19 protein-coding genes are annotated in these 18,111 nt (G+C 60.4%); 13 read left to right on the top strand and 6 right to left on the bottom strand.

Annotation, left to right across the window (positions count from 1 at the left end; translation table 11 throughout):
• Positions 1-7: 7 nt before the first annotated feature.
• The 4 genes from RY113_RS17560 to RY113_RS17545 all read right to left on the bottom strand — a co-directional run bounded on the left by RY113_RS17560 (position 8) and on the right by RY113_RS17545 (position 3,749).
• Positions 8-1,171, bottom strand: coding sequence for a pseudouridine synthase (locus tag RY113_RS17560; protein ID WP_110106003.1), 1,164 nt, complete (start codon positions 1,169-1,171; stop codon positions 8-10).
• Between the two features lie 36 nt (positions 1,172-1,207).
• Positions 1,208-1,852: an SMC-Scp complex subunit ScpB gene (scpB, locus tag RY113_RS17555; protein ID WP_257032483.1), complete on the bottom strand. Its 645-nt coding sequence runs from the start codon at positions 1,850-1,852 to the stop codon at positions 1,208-1,210.
• 81 nt (positions 1,853-1,933) lie between these two features.
• Positions 1,934-2,866 carry a segregation and condensation protein A gene (locus RY113_RS17550; protein ID WP_396334262.1) on the bottom strand — a complete coding sequence of 311 codons (933 nt, stop codon included), beginning with the start codon at positions 2,864-2,866 and terminating at the stop codon, positions 1,934-1,936.
• Between the two features lies 1 nt (position 2,867).
• Entirely contained in the window at positions 2,868-3,749 is an 882-nt protein-coding gene (locus RY113_RS17545) for an AAA family ATPase (RefSeq protein WP_315915669.1), read from the bottom strand.
• 159 nt (positions 3,750-3,908) lie between these two features.
• Between RY113_RS17545 and RY113_RS17540 the strand changes: the two genes are divergently transcribed.
• From RY113_RS17540 to RY113_RS17510, 8 genes are all read left to right on the top strand, one after another.
• Entirely contained in the window at positions 3,909-4,658 is a 750-nt protein-coding gene (locus RY113_RS17540; RefSeq protein ID WP_315915668.1) for an ABC transporter ATP-binding protein, read from the top strand.
• A gap of 4 nt (positions 4,659-4,662) precedes the next feature.
• On the top strand, positions 4,663-6,336 hold the full coding sequence (locus tag RY113_RS17535) for a DUF6297 family protein (RefSeq protein ID WP_315915667.1): 1,674 nt from the start codon (positions 4,663-4,665) through the stop codon (positions 6,334-6,336).
• A gap of 277 nt (positions 6,337-6,613) precedes the next feature.
• Positions 6,614-7,024 (top strand): discoidin domain-containing protein, encoded by a 411-nt coding sequence (locus RY113_RS17530; protein WP_315915666.1) that lies wholly within the window; start codon positions 6,614-6,616, stop codon positions 7,022-7,024.
• 45 nt (positions 7,025-7,069) lie between these two features.
• The gene (locus RY113_RS17525) at positions 7,070-7,594 is read left to right on the top strand and encodes a beta-N-acetylhexosaminidase (RefSeq protein ID WP_315915665.1); all 525 of its coding nucleotides are present in this window, start codon (positions 7,070-7,072) and stop codon (positions 7,592-7,594) included.
• A gap of 23 nt (positions 7,595-7,617) precedes the next feature.
• On the top strand, positions 7,618-7,869 hold the full coding sequence (locus tag RY113_RS17520; protein WP_315915664.1) for a family 20 glycosylhydrolase: 252 nt from the start codon (positions 7,618-7,620) through the stop codon (positions 7,867-7,869).
• Positions 7,866-8,810, top strand: coding sequence for a family 20 glycosylhydrolase (locus tag RY113_RS17515; RefSeq protein ID WP_315915663.1), 945 nt, complete (start codon positions 7,866-7,868; stop codon positions 8,808-8,810). Before RY113_RS17520 ends, RY113_RS17515 begins: the two co-directional genes overlap by 4 nt.
• A gap of 1 nt (position 8,811) precedes the next feature.
• Positions 8,812-8,922: an LPXTG cell wall anchor domain-containing protein gene (locus RY113_RS18550; RefSeq protein WP_396334263.1), complete on the top strand. Its 111-nt coding sequence runs from the start codon at positions 8,812-8,814 to the stop codon at positions 8,920-8,922.
• 195 nt (positions 8,923-9,117) lie between these two features.
• Positions 9,118-10,401 (top strand): dicarboxylate/amino acid:cation symporter, encoded by a 1,284-nt coding sequence (locus tag RY113_RS17510; protein WP_315915662.1) that lies wholly within the window; start codon positions 9,118-9,120, stop codon positions 10,399-10,401.
• 21 nt (positions 10,402-10,422) lie between these two features.
• Here the strand turns inward: RY113_RS17510 and RY113_RS17505 are convergent, their stop codons facing one another.
• Positions 10,423-12,318: an AMP-binding protein gene (locus RY113_RS17505; protein ID WP_315915661.1), complete on the bottom strand. Its 1,896-nt coding sequence runs from the start codon at positions 12,316-12,318 to the stop codon at positions 10,423-10,425.
• A gap of 208 nt (positions 12,319-12,526) precedes the next feature.
• On the opposite strand from RY113_RS17505, the gene RY113_RS17500 reads away from it, so the two are divergent.
• The 5 genes from RY113_RS17500 (at position 12,527) to RY113_RS17480 (ending at position 17,507) form a co-directional block, all read left to right on the top strand.
• On the top strand, positions 12,527-13,162 hold the full coding sequence (locus tag RY113_RS17500) for a GntR family transcriptional regulator (protein ID WP_110105993.1): 636 nt from the start codon (positions 12,527-12,529) through the stop codon (positions 13,160-13,162).
• A gap of 62 nt (positions 13,163-13,224) precedes the next feature.
• Positions 13,225-14,745: an MmgE/PrpD family protein gene (locus tag RY113_RS17495; protein WP_315915660.1), complete on the top strand. Its 1,521-nt coding sequence runs from the start codon at positions 13,225-13,227 to the stop codon at positions 14,743-14,745.
• Position 14,746: 1 nt separating this feature from the next.
• Positions 14,747-15,676, top strand: a complete 930-nt coding sequence (gene prpB / locus RY113_RS17490; RefSeq protein ID WP_315915659.1) for a methylisocitrate lyase — start codon at positions 14,747-14,749, stop codon at positions 15,674-15,676.
• A gap of 49 nt (positions 15,677-15,725) precedes the next feature.
• Complete coding sequence (locus RY113_RS17485) at positions 15,726-16,865, top strand: bifunctional 2-methylcitrate synthase/citrate synthase (protein WP_315915658.1); 1,140 nt, start codon at positions 15,726-15,728, stop codon at positions 16,863-16,865.
• Between the two features lie 312 nt (positions 16,866-17,177).
• Positions 17,178-17,507 carry a cupin domain-containing protein gene (locus tag RY113_RS17480; RefSeq protein ID WP_110105989.1) on the top strand — a complete coding sequence of 110 codons (330 nt, stop codon included), beginning with the start codon at positions 17,178-17,180 and terminating at the stop codon, positions 17,505-17,507.
• A 65-nt stretch (positions 17,508-17,572) separates the two neighbouring features.
• On the opposite strand, the gene RY113_RS17475 is transcribed toward RY113_RS17480, so the two are convergent.
• Positions 17,573-18,088: an 8-oxo-dGTP diphosphatase gene (locus RY113_RS17475; protein ID WP_315915657.1), complete on the bottom strand. Its 516-nt coding sequence runs from the start codon at positions 18,086-18,088 to the stop codon at positions 17,573-17,575.
• Positions 18,089-18,111: the final 23 nt, after the last annotated feature.

The raw sequence follows: 18,111 nt of genomic DNA, 5'->3' as shown, positions 1-18,111 counted from the left end.
CCGCTGCTTACATCCCCACATCTGAAAGCAGGAAACCAATTTCGTGACGGCCCAGAACCCGAATGCTGCCCTGACGCTGATCGCCGAGAGCAATGGGGCCGAACTTGACACGCACGAGGCGCTCCACCGGATAGCCCACGGCGTCAAACATGCGGCGCACAATGCGGTTCTTTCCGGAGTGCAAAACTACCTCAGCCAAGACGTGGCCGGGGGTGGAGTCAACCAAACGGAAGGAGTCAACTTTCTGCCAACCATCTTCTAGTTCAACGCCGTCCTTGAGCTGAGCGCCAACGCCGTGTGCCATGGGCCCACGGACCTGTACCAGGTAGGTCTTGGGGATACCGTATTTGGGGTGGCTCAGGCGGTTGGAGAGTTCGCCGTCATTGGTCAGCAGCAACAACCCTTCCGTGCCGGTGTCCAAACGGCCAACGTGGAAGAGCCGCTCCGCGGTCTGGCGCTTCTTGAGGAAGTCGCTGATGCAGGGACGGCCTTCGGGGTCTTCCATCGTGGAAACAACACCCTTGGGCTTGTTGAACACCATGTAGACCAGTTCATCATTAGTCTGGATGGTCATGCCGTCAACGACGATTTCCACTGCTTGCGGATCAACCCTTAGCCCCAGCTGGTTGACGGTGACGCCATCAACCTGCACGCGACCTTCAAGGATCATGTCCTCGCACAAGCGCCGTGAGGCCACACCGGCCATGGCCATGACCTTTTGCAGGCGCACGCCTTCGGCATTGTGAATGTCAATGTCGTCAGTGGTGCGCAACGGGCGGCGGTTCTGCTCGGTGGGGCGGGCCTTACTGGAGCTGACGGTGCGGCCATACTGCTCATTGTTGTAGGGGCGGGCACCGGTCTGGCTCGGCTTACGAGCGCCGGTCTTGGGCTTGTTGGCAGCAGCCTTGGGGCCGCCCAGTTTGGGGGCACCTGACTTGTACCCGCTTGCGCTGGCTGCACTAGCCTTCTCGGCGTTGTAGCCTGCGGCACGAAGGGCGCCGGGCTTCAGGTGACCGTCGCCGGAATTGGACTTGTAGCCGCCTGATTTGGGTGCGCCAAACTTTGAACCGCCGGACTTGAAGCCTCCGGTCTTGGGCGCACCTGAGCGGGGCTTGCCGCCGCGAGGCTGGTTTTGGCCGGAGGAGTTTCCGGAACGGGGTGACGGTGTCATTACATAATCCTTAAAGTACTAAATGTTGTGGTCATGCTAAAAGTGTGAATCATCGAAATCCTGTAGGTTTTCCAGACCGGGCAAGTGCGGTGCAATTTGCGGCAACTCGTCCACGTTCTCCATCCCCAGCCGTTCCAAAAAGTACGCCGTGGTCCGGTATAGGAATGCCCCGGACACCGGATCGGTGCCCACTTCCTCAATCAGCCCGCGCTGCACAAGCGTCCTCACAACAGAGTCCACGTTCACGCCGCGAATGGCGGAGACGCGGGCTCGGGAGACAGGCTGGCGATAGGCAATCACCGCTAACGTCTCCAAGGCCGCCTGTGTGAGCCGGGCCGTCTGGCCGTCCACAACAAACGCTGACACGATCTCGGCATAGGCTGCGCGTGAATAAACACGCCAACCACCGGCAAGTTGCCGGAGTTCAAAGCCACGAACCGGTACGGTGTCACCCTTTCCAGTATAGCCGTCGTACTCCCTTGCCAGTTCGTGTAATAGCTCACGTACCGTGAGCGCTGGTAATCCCACGACGGCGGCCAGCGCCTCCTCGGAAACTGGCTCATCCACCACCATGAGAACAGCCTCCAAAGCCGCCCGCACACTGTCACGGGAATCAAGGAGCCCGGCGGAGGCTGCGGAATCGGGCGCTGCGGAATCAAGTGCTGGTGTGTGCTCAGGCATGGTCAATCCCACTCTCGTCATCGAAGTCACTCACGCCATCTGAGTCCTGCCCGCTGGCCGGCGAGGGATCTGCGCCCGCACTCAAGAGTCCCTCTCTCCAGAGCCCAGCAGTCCAGCAGTCCAGAGCACTGTTAATTCCCCCAGCGGATTTGGCTGCTCAAGGCTCACCAACTGGTCGCGGAACAATTCCAGCAGGGCCAGGAACCTGGCAATGACCACCATGGAGGATTGCGCATCGGCAGTGAGCGCGGCGAAGGTGAGCGGCTGCGCAACCCAGATTTCCGTTGTCTCCGTGCCCGCTGTTGACCCCATGGCACCCATTACCTGTGGTGCCAACGGCATGCCGGCTGTGAGCATGGCGGTGATAATGGCGGCTTGCTCCCGGACACTGACGGGTGCAACGTGCAGATGGGTCAATCCCACAGTGGTGCGGGGCGGGTCCTTGGTTTCCATGGCCCGGGCCGCCAACTGCGCAAATTGTTGGGGGGTATGGCGCCACACTAATTCGGGCAAAAGTGCGGCAAAATGAGGCTCCAGCCCTACTTGGCGGGGGAAGCGGCGCGCTTCCCGTTCAAGTTCGGCACCCATGAGAGTGGCTACTTCCTTGAACGCCTTGTATTGCAAAAGCCGTGCGAACAAAAGGTCACGGGCCTCCAAGAGGGCCAGGTCGTCGTCGTTCTCCACCTCACCAGCTGGCAAGAGCCTGGCGGCCTTGAGGTCCAGCAAGGTGGCGGCCAGCACCAAAAATTCGCTGGCCTCATCCAGCGCCCAGTCCTGCCCCAGATCCGCCAAAGCCTTCAAATAGCTGATGAATTCGTCCGTGACTGTGGCAATCGCCACATCTGTGATATCCATCTCGCGCTTGGAAATAAGCCCCAACAGCAGGTCAAAGGGGCCTGTGAAGTTGTCCAGCCGCACCTCAAAGCGGGTGGTGGTCCCGACTGCCTGGGCGTCGGGTGTTGCTGCTGTGGGTGTATCTGCCGCGATCCCCGCGACGTTCTGTGGTGAATTCAAGTTAGGGCGAGCCGCCTCGGGCGATCAGTTCCTTGGCGAGCCGGCGGTAAGAGTCGGCGCCTTGGTGGTTGCTCGCAAAGGAGGTGATGGGTTCAGCGGCCACGGAGGCATCGGCGAACTTGATGGTGCGCTTGATGACAGTCTCGAAGACCTTGTCACCGAATGCTTCCACTAGGCGGGCCAAGACCTCGCGGCCGTGCAGGGTGCGGGCGTCATACATGGTTGCCAGCACACCGTCCACCTGCAGACCTGGATTGAGCCGGTCCTGGACCTTGTCAATGGTCTCCACCAGCAGCGCCACGGCGCGCAGAGCGAAGAATTCACAGATCAACGGGATGATGACACCGTGAGCTGCGGTCAGGGCGTTGACGGTCAGCAGGCCCAAGGACGGCTGGCAGTCAATGAGAACCACGTCATAGTCATCCTCCACCTTGCGCAGTGCGCTGGCCAGGACTTGCTCGCGGGCCACTTCATTTACCAGCTGCACCTCAGCGGCGGAGAGGTCAATGTTGGCGGGGAGAATGTCAATGTTCTCAACGTCGGTGTGGATGATGGCGTCGCGAATATCCACTTTGCGGTCCATCAAAACGTTGTACACAGTGATGTCTAGCTCATGGGGGTTGGTGCCAAAACCTGCCGATAGCGCACCCTGCGGATCAAAGTCCACCAGTAACACTTTGCGCCCAGCTTCGGCCAGAGCGGCACCTAAGTTAATGGTCGAAGTAGTTTTTCCTACGCCACCTTTTTGGTTCACCATGGCGATGATGCGCGCGGGACCATGGGAGGTAAGGACCGGGGGTTCGGGGAATTCCGTCAAGGGGCGCCCCGTGGGGCCCAGTACGTCCTCGCCGGCAAGTGCCGTTGCACCCTGCTCGTTGCTCACCTGTCAGTCCACGCTTTCGCCGCTAAAAATATTCTCTCCACTGCCATCTACTAGGTTACCGGTTGCCGGCGCCATGTTTTGAACATTTGCCCCTGATGGGTTTTGAGCCTTGACCCTCAAGCTGAGGCTGAATGTTGCCCCGCATATACTTCGAGAGTGATGAGCAAAGCAACGAACCACTCCGGTGCGAACCAGCACCACCGTCCAATCCCGGCACGCAAGGACGTTGTCCGGGCCGAGAAGCTCCAGGCTGGATATGCCGGAAAGGCTGTGTGTGGGGTGGCCAGCTTTAGCCTGCATTCTTCACAGTCTCTAGCCCTGGTGGGGCCCAACGGTGCGGGTAAGTCCACTGTGGTGAAAACTGTGGTGGGCCAGCTTGAGGCCGTGTCCGGGACAACGTTGATCAACGGCAACGAAGTTGATGACCGCACCTTGGATTTCCGCCGCGAGGTGGCTGTGGTCTTTGACGATGACGCGTTCTTCCCCGCCCTGACGGTGGAGGAGCACCTGGCTATTGTGTGCGCCGGGCATGGTGTGGACGAGGTGGAGGATGTGATTTCCGCTGAGCTGGAATTCTTTGGGCTCTCTGCGCTGGCCAAATCCCGTCCGTACAACCTCTCTTCCGGCCAGCGCCGCCGGATGCTCCTGGCTGCGGCCTTTGTCCGCCCCCGCTCCCTTCTGGTACTGGATGAGCCGGAGCAGCGCCTGGACACGTCCATGCGGCACAAGCTGGCAGCGCGCTTGCGGGCCGAGGTGGACTCTGGACTAGCCCTGCTGGTGGTGACGCACGATCCCGAGTTCCTCATCACCGTAGCCACAAAGGCCCTGTTCATTGCGGACACCATCCACGCCATGACACCCGGCCGGGCCGCCGAGGCCATTGCTTCAGAGAACCCGCACGCGGACTAATCCCATGACTAAGGAAACCAACGAGCGCTTCAGCGCCAAGGAAATTCGCCAGTACACGTTCCGGGCAGGCCTTAGCCGCACCCAGGGCGGTCTCATGGAGCTCATCTCCGAGGTGTATACCTCCATCCTGGGCGGGCTCACCCTGGTGACCATGGCCGGCGCCCTCATCGTGGCACTGCGCCACAGCCTGGGCGTGGGAGACGAATCGGCACTGCTTGCCTCCGCCGTAGCCCCGGGATTCCACTCCGTCACGCTTCTCCAAGCCAGCGCAACAGTGCTCCTCACACTGGCAGCCGGGCTACTGACCCTGGAAATGACCATGGGTCCCGTAGCCATGTCCGTGCCGCAAACCGCATGGTGGCTGGGCCTTCCGGTCCGCCGTCGAGGTTTCATCCAGCCAGGGTTCCTAAAGTCAATGGCATGGCCCAGCATTGCCGCGGTCATTGTGGTGCTGCCGCTATCCCTGGGCATGGCAGCCGACCCCACGCCCGGGAACTTGGCCCTAGCCGTGCTGTGCGGGCTTGGCCTGGCCTGGCTCCTGTATGGGATCGCGGCCTGGTGCCAAGTCACCGGCTCCGGCGCGTGGCTGAAGAAGGCCATGGGGGCCATCACCCTACTTGCGCCCCTGACACTCGTAGCCACGGCTCTGTACAACAATGTGGCGGGCACCAGCGCCATCACCGGTAGGCAAACCGCCTGGCTGGAATACCTCCCCACGAGTTGGCCCCTTCTGGTGGCCGACGGCGCACGCTGGCCGTTGCTGCTCCTGGCCCTTGCGCTGGGGTTACTGGCACTGGTGTACCTGAATCTGGAGCGGATCACCACGGCGGCGCTGAAGAAGAGCGCTGCAGCCGGGGCGTATGCGGCCAGCTCACTGCTGTCCATGGACGCCACCGAGCTCTCCCGTTCGTTCAGTACGGGACCGGCCACCGGTAACAGCCGGGTGCGGCTCAAACTAATTTTCACCAAGGGGACTGCCAACGCCCGCAGCATCAAGACGCTGGCCAGCACGCATGCAACCATGGCGCTGCGCTCCCCCGCCACGTTGTTGCGGGTGCTGGTGCTGGCCGCCATCCCCGCCTCCTTGGCCTCCGTGGAGTTTCTCGGCAACGCAATCCTCATTGCCGTAGCCATTTACCTCTGTGCGCACTTCTCCGCAACCGCACTCGGTGCCACCGCGCGTTTCTCGGCTGGCAACCCTGCCGTGGATACGCTCATGCCGCTGCCGGCCAAGACCGTCCGGCAGGTGCACTATATTGTTCCGGGTGCAGCGATGACACTGTGGGCAATTATTTGCTTCGGCTTGCTTCTGGCACTGGGTGTGGGCTCACCGGCTTTACTCATTCTCGCTCTCTTGGCCGGACCGGGGCTCGGCGCCGCCACCTTAAGGGCGGGTTTCCGCCCTGCCCCCGACTGGAATATGCCCGCCCTGGCCGGACCCGCAGGCCCTGTGCCTACCGGAGCCATCCGCGCCTTCCTCATTGGACCCGACCTGTCCCTGATCGTTCTGCTGCCGGTGTTGATCTGCCTGATCTCAGGCGGCGTGCCCTCCATTGCCTTCCCCATTCAGCTGACATTGACATTCTTGGCGTTCCAGTGGGGCACCCATATTCGCAAGCCCAAGTCAGCCAAGGATGGCGGCCTGTTCGGCGTGCCACAAACCGCGGCAAACAAGTAAGCCAGAGCCCGAAGCGAGAGAGCGGATCTTCATCCCTATGACGGCGTCTCGTCAATAAAGTAGTGGCTGTTTACTTAAGTGGCTTGGCCGTAATGTGATGGAAAACATAGTGAAGCTCGTGTCGTTGACACGAGCTTCACTGACGTAAGGAGGCGTTGGCGCCTACCGGGACGCCTACCCAGCAACCGCCGTGGAACGTTTCATCACGTAATAGCTACACCACACTGGATGCCTCTTGCGGTCCCAGATGAGTAAAGCGAGTAAGCGATTGAAAGTATTGAGAAGAACTGCGACGGCCGGGCTCGCCTCCGGCCCCAGCGGAAAACCCAACAAATGTGGCCTTGACAGGTACGGCTACCGCATCGAACGTGGAAAACCAGCTCCCACGAATACTGCGGCCAAGGCAATAGACGCCAACAGCGACACCCGCTGGTCTTCAAACTATCTTGATGACTCCTGGCTTCAGGTGGAGTTGGCGCAGGCCAGCCCCATAGATCACGTAAAGATTGTCTGGCCCAACGCTGCGGCCAAGAAGTTTATTCTCCAGACTTCGCTCGACGGCGTGACCTGGACCGATGTAGAAACCATCACCTCCACGGTAGGACCTGGCCGTACTGATGAGATCACTCTGGGTGTAGCCAACGCGAAGTTCCTGCGCATGCAAGGCATAAGCCGTTGGTCCACGTAGGGCTACCCGATCTCCGAATTAGCGATTTAAGACAAGGCTCAGCCCGTGGCGCCGAAGAACCTGGCACTGGTGCCGTTGCCGGCCGAATCGGTGGCTACCGCTGATGGCACGTTCCGGCTGATCCCCAAAAGCCGCATTGTGGCCACCGGCGACGCTGTGGATGCTGCCACCTACTTCGCCCAAAAGGCCCGCAAGAGCACCGGCTTCACACTGCCTATAGTCACGGGAACGGCGGACACCCACGATGTTCAGATCACCGTTGCCCCGGATAGCTCCGAAGACAAGCCCGAAAGCTACACCCTGGCCGCTGACGCCCACGGGCTGAAGATCGCTGCCAACACATCCGCCGGTGCGCTGAACGGCGTGCAGACGTTGCGCCAGCTTTTCCCGCAATGGATTGAATCCAGCTCGGTCGTGACCACGCCCTGGGCCGTGGGCGGCGTGGTCATCAGCGACTACCCCCGCTACGAACACCCCGGCGTAAGCATTGATGTGGCCCGTTCCTTCTACACCGTGGATGAAATGAAGGAACACATAGACAACGCAGCCCAATTCAAGTTCAACGCCTGACCGAGATCTCCGGTAAGACAGCCATGCTGACGAATCAGTGGCAGAGCGAACCCAGACAAACCAACTCCGCGCTCACCGCGGATGTGGGCGGGACCGCGTTACACGCTGACAACCCGGCAACGTATGAATTCACCAAGGAAGTCCTGACTCAGCTCGCCGCGATGACACCCGGGCCGTACATCCACATTGGCGGCGACGAGGCCCCCGAAGTTTCTGAGGTTGACGACAAGAAAATGATCGCAGCCGTCAGGTCACCGACCTGGACAAAAAGGTGATTGGCTGGAGCGAGTACGGTACGGCCGGCTTGCCGCCGAACTCCGTGATCCAAGCATGGACCTTCAAGACACAGGAGGAGGCCAACAGCATCAAGAAAAACAATGCCAAGGTCATCCTGTCGCCGAACGCGAAAACCTACATTCCACAGAAGCAGGACAACGCCCAGGAAGTTGGACCCGCATGGGCCTGCGGCGGCCCCTGCACCCTCGAGGACCATTACGACTGGGACCCGGCAACCCACCTGCCAGGTATTGGCGATGCCCGCATTCTGGGTATGGAAACAGTGCATTGGGGCGAGTTCATGCGCACCATGGACCAGACCGAAAACTTCCAGTACCCGCGCACCCCAGCCACTGCCAAAGTAGGCTGGTCCCCGCAAGCCAAACGAGACTATGCCAACTTCACCCAACGCGCAGGAACCTTCGGTGGGCGCATGGACCTTGAAGGCATCAACTACTTCAAGACCAGCGGCGTTGACTGGAGCACCGCCCCTGCAGCCCCTGAAACCGCCCCAGCCTTGGTGGATCCGGCAGCACTGCCAAAGGTATCCCCCGTTGATTTAAGTGTTCCCTCCACCGAGTTCGACGGCGGCGAGTACCTCATCCTGAAGAACCTCCCGGTCAATGCTTGGTTGCGTACCGCTATCCAGAACACTTCCGCCACTGAACCCACGGCTCCAAAGAGCCAGTGGGTCCGCTCCAACGAGGCCGGTGAAGCGCCCCTGGAGGTTCCCACAGGTCTTGAAGGCGGCAACTATGTGGTGACCGTTCAGAATGCTGCGGGCCAGCTGGCAGGGTTCGCCACACTAGCCCTCGCTGACCGGCCCGGCCACGGACGGCACTACCAGTGCCGCAACCACGCAAGGGACGCCGTCGCCCGCGGCCAGTTCACCCTCCACCACACCCTCCGCTACTCCCTCCGCCGGGAGCAATTCCGATGATCTGGCAAGCACTGGCGCCAGCTCAACACTGCTGCTGGGCGGGGCGGCCTTGGCGCTGCTCGCTGGTCTGGTCATCATGGCCGTTTCACGCAGGCGCAACAGCACGCACTAGAGTTCCACGCGTGAAGAAGCCGGGCACCTGTATCCATGGGTGACCGGCTTCTTGCTGTGCACCAATGCTGTGCAGGAATGCTGTGCAGGAATAACATAGGCCAAGCAGTTGCGCATACTATTGCACAGGCGTGCCCTGCGCCACATAATTCTTGCGCGCCAATGCGCGGACCCGCGAGCCAACCCGAGGACCCCCATGAAGTTACTGAAATCAATCCCCCTGCTTGGCTGGATCATCGTGGCCATCATCTTGGGTATTCTCACAGGCCCCGTGATGCCCATATGGCTGGGCAGCGTATTTCTGACCTACAATTCCATCTTCTCCGGGTTCCTGGGCTTTATTGTTCCCCTGATCATCTTGGGCCTGGTCATGCCGGCCATTGCCGAGCTGGGCAAGGGTGCGGGGAAATGGCTTGGCCTCACGGCCGGGATCGCCTACGGTTCCACAGTCCTCGCGGGGCTTCTTGCATATTTTGTGAGCCGTTGGCTCTTCACCTCACCACTCTCCGGCGGAGGGCTTGAATCACTTAGTGACGGTTCCGGCTCCGGCTTCACCCCTTACTTGACGGTGGTGGCCAGCGCCGGTGACTCGGCAACGGAAATCGTTTTGCCACCGGTGATTGGCGTCATGAGCGCTCTGGTGCTGGCCTTCGTCATAGGCATTGGCCTGACGGCCTTCCATAGCAAAGTACTCTTCCGCGGTGCCATCGAGTTCCGCAGCATTATTGAATCGGTGATCCGGCGCATCATTGTTCCCGCACTGCCGCTGTTCATCTTTGGCATTTTCATGGATCTCTCAGCAAGCGGTTCGGCAATGATTGTTGTCACCAAATTCTTGCTGGTCGCCGTGGTGTCCTTCGCCTTGACGTTTGTTGTTCTCCTAATGCAGTATTCGGTAGCCGGATCCATGTCAGGGATCAACCCGTTCAAGGCCCTGTGGAACATGCGCGACGCCTACTTCACGGCTCTGGGCACCTCTTCCTCGGCCGCAACGATCCCCGTCACCTTGGCGTCAACAAAGAAAAATGGTGTCTCTGACTCGGTGGCCGGCTTTGTTGTGCCGTTGTGCGCCACCATCCACCTCTCCGGTTCGATGGTGAAGATCACCTGCTTCTCCATTGCCGTTCTACTGCTTACCGGCGGCGATATTTCCTTCAGCGCCTACCTGCCGTTCATCCTCATGCTCGGCGTCATGATGATTGCAGCCCCGGGCGTGCCAGGTGGCGCCATCGCCGCTGCTGCAGGCTTGCTGGTCCAGATGCTGGGCTTCGGCGAGGTTGAGGTAGGCCTCATGTTCGCGGCCTATATTGCCTTGGACAGCTTTGGCACAGCCACCAACGTCACCGGTGATGGAGCCATCGCCTTGATCATGAACAAACTCACCCGCGGGCATCTGGGTTCGCAGCCGCAAGATCCGGCCGACGAAGCGATGGAGCCGGGAGAGGGTGCCCTGCTCGAAGAGCACGCCCTGCCGCAGTAACCAGCACCACCAATAGGCTCCTCAGCCGCGCAGGAACGGAATAAGCGCCTCGATGACTGAACTGTCCTCAATGGTGGAGGGCACCACATAATCATTCCCGTCGGCAATCTGGCGCATGGTTTTACGTAGAATTTTCCCTGAACGGGTCTTGGGCAGGGCGTCAACAATAATTGCTTTCCTGAAGTCCGCCACCGGCCCAATTTCCTTGCGCACCAAGGCCACAAGTTCTAGCTGGAGTTGTTCCTGCGTAATGGACACCCCGGATTTGAGCACAATATAACCCACAGCTTTTTGGCCCTTGAGCACATCCGCTACCCCAATCACAGCGCATTCAGCCACGGCCGGGTGCTTGCCCACCACTTGCTCTATGGCACCTGTGGAAAGCCGGTGCCCGGCCACATTGATGACATCATCGGTGCGGCCCATGACAAACACATAGCCGTCTTGATCCACATAGCCGGAATCCCCCGTGGCGTAATACCCCGTGAATGCCGAAAGGTATGAGTCAACAAAACGCTGATCGTCTCCCCAGAGCGTGGTCAGGGTGCCAGGCGGCAGCGGCAACCTCAGCACAATGTTCCCCTCCTCGCCCGCACCCACGGGGACGCCCATGCCATCCACAATTTCCAGCTGATAGCCGGGCATGGGCAGTGTGGGCGAGCCCGCCTTGATGGGCAGCGGATCCAGTCCGCGCGGATTTCCCACAATGCCCCACCCGGTTTCAGTCTGCCACCAGTGGTCAACCACGGGCACCTCCAGCACGCGTGAGGCCCAGTGGTACGTATCGCTATCCAACCGCTCACCAGCAGTGAACAGCGTTTGGAGAGTGCCGAGGCTGTACTTCTTCAGCAGCACAGCCTCAGGATCCATCTTCCGGATAGCCCGGATCGCGGTGGGCGCCGTGAAAAGTGCCTTCACACCATGCTCGGCAATGACACGCCAGAACGCACCCGCGTCCGGAGTCCCCACCGGCTTGCCCTCGTACATCAGCGTTGTGGCACCGGCCAGCAGCGGCCCATACACAATGTAAGAATGCCCCACCACCCAGCCCACATCCGAGGCCGTCCACCAGATGTCACCTGCGTGGATATCGTAGAGGTTCGCCATGGTCCACAAAAGTGCGACGGCGTGTCCCCCGTTATCCCGGACCACCCCCTTGGGCGTGCCGGTAGTTCCGGAGGTATACAGCACATAGAGCGGGTCCGTTGACTTCAGAGTCACCGGCGCGGCGGGCACGGCCGTGGCAAGAGCGGTGTCCCAATCCACAGCATTCAGGCCTAGATCTGCCGGCTGCGTGGCAAATCCGTCGCGGTGTTTGATCACTACGGGCAGCGCGGGAACTCCGGCTTTCTCCAGTGCCTCGCGGACAGTGGGCAGGTATTCCACCTTACGGTTTGGCTCCAGCCCGCCCGAGGTTGTGATGATGACCTTGGGCGCGGCATCCTTGATGCGCATGGCCAGCTCACTCGCTGCGAAGCCGCCAAACACTACGGAATGGATGGCTCCGAGCCGCGCTGCCGCGAGCATGGCGATGGCGGCTTCGGGAATCATGGGCAGATAAATGATTATCCGGTCCCCCTTTCCCACGCCCTGCGCGCGCAACACCCCGGCGAAGGATGCCACGGCGGCCAAAAGTTCGTTGTAGGTGTAGCGCGTGATTGTTTCTCGCATGGCAGAGTCATGGATGAGGGCTATTTGATCTCCGCGACCCGCCGCAACATGCCTGTCAAGAGCGTTATAAGAGGTGTTCATCTCGCCATCGGGAAACCAGTGGCTAAGAGGAGCATCTACATCGCTGTGCGCTTGCTGAGGCGCTACCACCCAATCGAGCGCTTGTGCGGCCTCGAGCCAGAAACCTTCCGGGTCATCGATGCTGCGTTGATATTCGTCCTGGTAGCTAGTGCCGTTGTGTGCCATGAGTTGCCTTCCCTGCGCCAGCCAAACTCGATGATGTGATGTGAGCCATAGTATCGCTGAATCGAGTCAGCCGCCATGCCTTTGTGTATACATAAATAGAGATAATTACTAAATTTTCTAGATAACGGCGGAAAACTGCTGGTCTTTGTATACATAGACGGGTAATGTATTTGCCATAAGCAAAACATTCCGGCGACTGGGAGGAACCATGCGAGCCAGCGATCGCGCCTATGCAACGTTGCACAGCGACATCATTAATTGGCGCCTCACACCCGGGACGGTGCTGGGCGAAGTTGAGCTTTCCGAGCGGTTGGGAGTGTCCCGCACCCCCATCCGCGAAGCCTTGGCCAAACTGACGGCGGAGGGATTGGCGGAACCGCAAAGCGGCCGTGGCATGGTGGTCAGCAAAATTTCCCTCGATCATCTCGATGAGCTCTTTGAACTACGCTCAGCCCTGGAGTGCCGGGCTGCCGAGCTGGCTGCCAAACGGGGCGAACCGGAAATTTTTAGCGCCCTGCACCGCCAGCTCGCCAACGCCGGGGAGCTCATCACAGAAGAAGACCCCACCCGCGCGGACTACTACCAGCTGGCGGCTGACTTGGATGTGGCGGTGGATGCCGCCGTGGCGAATCACTATTTGGCGCAAGCTCTAAAAAACCTGCGCGTTCATCTAGTCCGTGTCCGGCGCCTGGGCAAGGACAACCCGGCCCGGCTACGCGATGCTGCCAGGGAACATGCTGCCATTGCCCTGGCGATCTCCAACGGCAACCCGGCGGTGGCCAGTGCCGCCACCACCGTCCATCTAGACAACAGCCTGCGCCACTTATTGAGCACAGCTGCCTAAAGATTTTTTACCTCACCAAAGTTTTCACCCATTTTTGATTCACCGAAGCGAAAAGGAACATCATGACCATCGATCACTTTGTGCGCGTGTACAAGAGCGAAGAGAACCTGGCCCACGAGGACCAGCTAGCCTACAAGATCGCCAAAGTTGCCACAGACCCCGTAGCCGTCACGGATGAGGTCACCGACATGATCATCAACCGTGTCATTGACAACGCCTCCGTCGCCATCGCCTCGCTGAACCGCGGCCCCATCGTGGCCGCCCGCGCCCAAGCACTGACCCACGCACCCTCAACCGGCGGCACCGGCGCCTCTGTTTTCGGCATCACAGAGAAGGTCTCCCCCGAATGGGCGGCCTGGGCCAACGGTGTGGCCGTGCGCGAGCTCGATTACCATGACACCTTCTTGGCTGCCGACTACTCCCACCCGGGAGATAACATCCCGCCGATCCTCGCTGTCGCCCAGCACACCGGCGCCAACGGGGCGGACCTTGTCCGCGCCATCGCCACCGGCTACGAGATTCAGGTGAACCTGGTCAAGGCCATCTGCCTGCATGAACACAAGATCGACCACGTCGCCCACCTCGGCCCCTCCGCGGCAGCGGGTATCGGCACCCTGCTGAACCTTGAAGTTGAAACCATCTTCCAGGCCGTCGGCCAGGGCCTGCACACCACCACGGCCACCCGCCAGTCACGCAAGGGAGAAATCTCCACCTGGAAGGCCCACGCCCCCGCGTTTGCCGGCAAGCTTGCTGTTGAGGCTGCCGACCGTGCCATGCGCGGACAAACCTCCCCCGTGCCGATCTACGAGGGCGAAGACGGCGTCATCGCCTGGATGTTGGATGGCCCCGACGCCGCGTACACCGTGCCGCTGCCGGCCGACGGCGAAGCCAAGCGCGCCATCATGGACACGTACACCAAGGAGCACTCGGCCGAGTACCAGGCCCAGGCCTGGATCGATCTGGCCCGCAAGCTGAACAAGGAACACCCGGAAGCCACAGACCCGGCCAACGTTGCCAGTATCCTGATCAAGACCAGCCACCACACGCACTACGTGATTGGCTCCGGAGCCAACGATCCGCAGAAGTACGATCCCACCGCCTCACGGGAAACCCTTGACCACTCCATCCCCTACATTTTCGCCGTGGCCCTGCAGGATGGTTCCTGGCACCACGTTGACTCCTACGCCCCCGAGCGTGCCGCCCGCCCCGATACGGTGGAACTGTGGCACAAGGTCACCACGGAGGAGGACGCAGAGTGGACGCGCCGCTACCACTCCCTGGACATCTCCGAGAAGGCCTTCGGCGGCTCAGTTGTCATCACCCTGACCGACGGTACTCTCATCACGGATGAGATTGCTGTGGCAGACGCCCACCCGCTCGGCGCCCGGCCCTTCGCTCGCGCGCAGTACATCAACAAGTTCCGCACCCTGGCCACCGGTCTCGTGGAGGAAGCCGAGATTACCCGTTTCATTGCGGCAGCGGAGAACCTGCCCAACTTGGCCGCAGGAGAACTGGAGCAGCTGAACATTCAGGCGGCTCCCGGCGTAGTGGATCTGGCCAACGCACCCAAGGGCCTGTTCTAACATGTTGTACTCCAAGAAAACTGCTGAAGAGAAGCGCCGGGATCTGCGTGCCATGCTGGTTCCGGGCGCGGCACGCCAGTTCCCTGGCGCCTTCAACCCGCTCTCAGCCCGGCTCATTGAGGAAAAGAAGTTCGACGGCGTCTACATCTCGGGCGCGGTCCTCGCCAACGATCTGGGCCTGCCAGATATTGGCATGACCACGTTGACCGAGGTGGCCACCCGCGGCGGGCAAATTGCGCGGATGACGGATCTGCCGTGCCTGATTGACGCCGATACCGGTTTTGGTGAGCCCATGAATGTGGCCCGCACCATCCAAGAACTGGAAAATGCCGGGCTGGCTGGTTGCCATATTGAGGACCAGTTCAACCCCAAGCGCTGCGGCCACCTGGACGGGAAGAACATGGTGGATCTGGATACGGCTATCAAGCGCATTGCCGCCGCCGCCGATGCCCGGCGCGATCCGAACTTTTTGATCATGGCCCGCACCGACATCCGTGCCGTGGAAGGCTTGGATGCGGCCATTGACCGGGCCAAGGCGCTTGTTGATGCCGGGGCGGATGCGATCTTCCCGGAAGCCATGAAATCTGTGGCGGAGTTTGAGGCTGTGTGTAAGGCTGTGGACGTGCCGGTTTTGGCGAATATGACGGAGTTTGGCAAGAGCGAGTTGTTCACCAGGGATGCCTTGGCCGCGGCAGGCGTTGCCATGATCATTTACCCGGTCACGCTGTTGCGTAGTGCCATGGGTGCGGCCGAGCGGGTTTTGGACGCGATTGCTGCCAACGGCACACAAGAAAGTTCCGTGCCACAAATGCTGACGCGGGCCCGTCTTTATGATCTGGTTGACTATGAGGCGTACAACCACTTCGATACTGGGATTTTCAACTTCCAAATTCCCAGTCTTGACATCGAAAGCAACAACTCGAACCTCTAGGTCTACAGGGATCCACAATGCAAAGTCGCATGAAGAAGGAGTGCACACTGTGAGTGAAGAAGAAGTACGCAAGGGTCTTGCCGGGGTCATTGCCGATTACACAGCCATTTCCAAGGTCAATCCGGACTCAAACTCGTTGCTTTATCGCGGCTATCCGGTCCAGGAGCTGGCAGCCAGCAAGTCTTTTGAAGCAGTAGCTCTTTTGCTGTGGACCGGCGAACTGCCCCGCGAGGAGGAACTGACTGTTTTTGAAGCCTTTGAGCGGGCCAACCGGTCACTGGATTCACGCGTCAAGGCCGCCATTGACCTATTGTCGTTGGATTGCCACCCCATGGATGTGGGCCGCACAGCGGTCTCCGTCATGGGAGCCAACCATGCCCTGGCACAGGACTCCTCCCCCGAGGCTGAGCTGGATAAGGCACAGTCACTGTTTGCACAGTTCCCTGCCGTGGTTGCCTACGATCAGCGCCGCCGTCGTGGTTTGGGAATTGTTCAGCCTCGCACGGATTTGGACTACTCAGCGAACTTTTTGTGGATGACCTTCGGCGAAGAGGCGGCACCCGAGGTGGTGGATGCGTTCCGCGTCTCCATGGTCCTCTACGCCGAGCACTCCTTCAACGCTTCAACGTTCACGGCACGGGTCATCACCTCCACGCTCTCGGATCTGCACTCGGCCGTCACCGGCGCAATCGGTGCACTCAAGGGCCCGCTGCATGGCGGAGCCAACGAGGCAGTTATGCACACCTTCGAGGAGCTGGGCATCCGTTCCGACGAATCGCGGGAGGAGGCCGCCACCCGAGCCAAGGCGTGGATGGAGGATGCTCTGGCCGCGAAGAAGAAGATCATGGGGTTCGGCCACCGGGTCTACAAGAACGGCGATTCCCGCGTGCCCACCATGAAGGCTGCGTTGGAGCGGATGATCACGCACTACAAACGTCCGGAAATGATGGGCCTTTACGACGGTCTGGAGGAGGCCATGGGCGAGGCCAAGGCTATCAAGCCCAACCTTGACTACCCCGCCGGGCCCACCTACCACCTGATGGGCTTCGATACTGACATGTTCACGCCGTTGTTCATCGCCTCACGCATCACCGGGTGGACGGCACACATCATGGAGCAGCGCGCGGCTAATGCCCTGATCCGCCCCTTGAGCGCTTACAACGGTGTTGCTGAGCGCCACGTGGCGTAAATTCTCGGCTGTCACCAGCGGTGGCGCAGTAATTGCATCGAAATTTCGATGGCAGTTGCTGCGCCACACCTGTTTGTAGGCTTGCAACCGGCGAGTTCTCTTATGCTCCACGTTGGGTGCTGGCGCGGCGCAACAGTGTCAGCTGCGCACGCGCAGCCACTTCACTGGCGCATAGGAAAACTCCATGAGCCCCGGCGGGCGGGCAACACAAATGCCGACACTCTCAACGGCCCACACCACGTGGGGCGAGAAGACGGCGGCTTCGGAGTACTGTGAAGAGACGTTGTTGAACCCACCTCTTCAAGGAGCATCATGGAAAAGTCATCCCTGACGGCACTGGCACGGGAGCTCTTGGCTTCCGCGAAGACTAAAAGCAGCGGCCGCAGCGCTCGGACTGTCTATGGTGGCCATGAGCGGGTTCTGCGGCAGACCATGGTGGCCCTGACGGCAGGCTCCTCCTTGGACGAGCATGACAACCCTGGCGAAGCCACAGTTCACGTCATCGCGGGAAAGCTAGTCTTGAGAGCTGGCGATGTTTCTTGGGAGGGATCTCCCGGTGACCACTTGGTAGTTCCACTGGCCCGTCACAGCGTGGAGGCCCTCGAAGATTCGGCGTTCCTGCTCACAGTGGCCAAGCCTTAGCACCAGCACCTGCCTCCGGCTCCCACCACTGCACCAGCTCCAGCACCTGCCTCCGCACCGGCTAGCTAGCTGCCGAAGTGATCCCCCGGAACGGCTCCACGCGGTGGCGTGTGCACGCTTGAAGCCACCGTCTCATTGTCGTCATTGAGCTCAACCCGCCAATGGCCGCGCTCCCCTGTCAAAAATGCTGGCAGCCAATGAATGGCATCGGCCCACATATGTTCATGCGGCAGTTCGTGGACGGGGTACCACTGAGGTGAAATCTCTTCGCTTTCTTGCGCCTCCCCGGCAAACACCCGGCACAGGAACACCGTGGTGAACATATCCCAGGAAGGCTTGGCCGGGAAGAGGAACTCCACAGTCCCAGCGGGCACAAGATCCATGGGTTCAATGGTTATGCAGGTTTCTTCTGCGACTTCACGGCAGATAGCGGCGACAACGCTTTCTCCCGGCTCCACATGGCCGCCGATCCCCACCACTTTGCCTGTTCCTATCCCGGTCTTTTTCAGACCGAGCAGCACTTCTTCTCCGGCTGGGCCTTCACGGAGGAGGAAACATAGGGTTACATCAGCAGCACTCATGATCCCAGCTTATGCCGTGCTCC

The sequence above is a fragment of the Arthrobacter sp. lap29 genome, from assembly GCF_032458965.1.
Taxonomy (GTDB): Bacteria; Actinomycetota; Actinomycetes; order Actinomycetales; family Micrococcaceae; genus Specibacter; species Specibacter psychrochitiniphilus.
The sequence above is the reverse complement of the archived record's forward strand: the minus strand, read 5'-3'. Positions and strand labels throughout refer to the sequence as shown.

Coding starts and splice junctions, on each gene's coding strand:
- RY113_RS17495 (WP_315915660.1), top strand. CDS start 13,225: ATGACCATCGATCACTTTGTGCGCGTGTACAAGAGCGAAGAGAACCTG.
- RY113_RS17475 (WP_315915657.1), bottom strand. CDS start 18,088: ATGAGTGCTGCTGATGTAACCCTATGTTTCCTCCTCCGTGAAGGCCCA.
- RY113_RS17540 (WP_315915668.1), top strand. CDS start 3,909: ATGAGCAAAGCAACGAACCACTCCGGTGCGAACCAGCACCACCGTCCA.
- scpB (WP_257032483.1), bottom strand. CDS start 1,852: ATGCCTGAGCACACACCAGCACTTGATTCCGCAGCGCCCGATTCCGCA.
- RY113_RS17510 (WP_315915662.1), top strand. CDS start 9,118: ATGAAGTTACTGAAATCAATCCCCCTGCTTGGCTGGATCATCGTGGCC.
- RY113_RS17535 (WP_315915667.1), top strand. CDS start 4,663: ATGACTAAGGAAACCAACGAGCGCTTCAGCGCCAAGGAAATTCGCCAG.
- RY113_RS17505 (WP_315915661.1), bottom strand. CDS start 12,318: ATGGCACACAACGGCACTAGCTACCAGGACGAATATCAACGCAGCATC.
- prpB (WP_315915659.1), top strand. CDS start 14,747: ATGTTGTACTCCAAGAAAACTGCTGAAGAGAAGCGCCGGGATCTGCGT.
- RY113_RS17500 (WP_110105993.1), top strand. CDS start 12,527: ATGCGAGCCAGCGATCGCGCCTATGCAACGTTGCACAGCGACATCATT.
- RY113_RS17560 (WP_110106003.1), bottom strand. CDS start 1,171: ATGACACCGTCACCCCGTTCCGGAAACTCCTCCGGCCAAAACCAGCCT.
- RY113_RS17520 (WP_315915664.1), top strand. CDS start 7,618: ATGCTGACGAATCAGTGGCAGAGCGAACCCAGACAAACCAACTCCGCG.
- RY113_RS17480 (WP_110105989.1), top strand. CDS start 17,178: ATGGAAAAGTCATCCCTGACGGCACTGGCACGGGAGCTCTTGGCTTCC.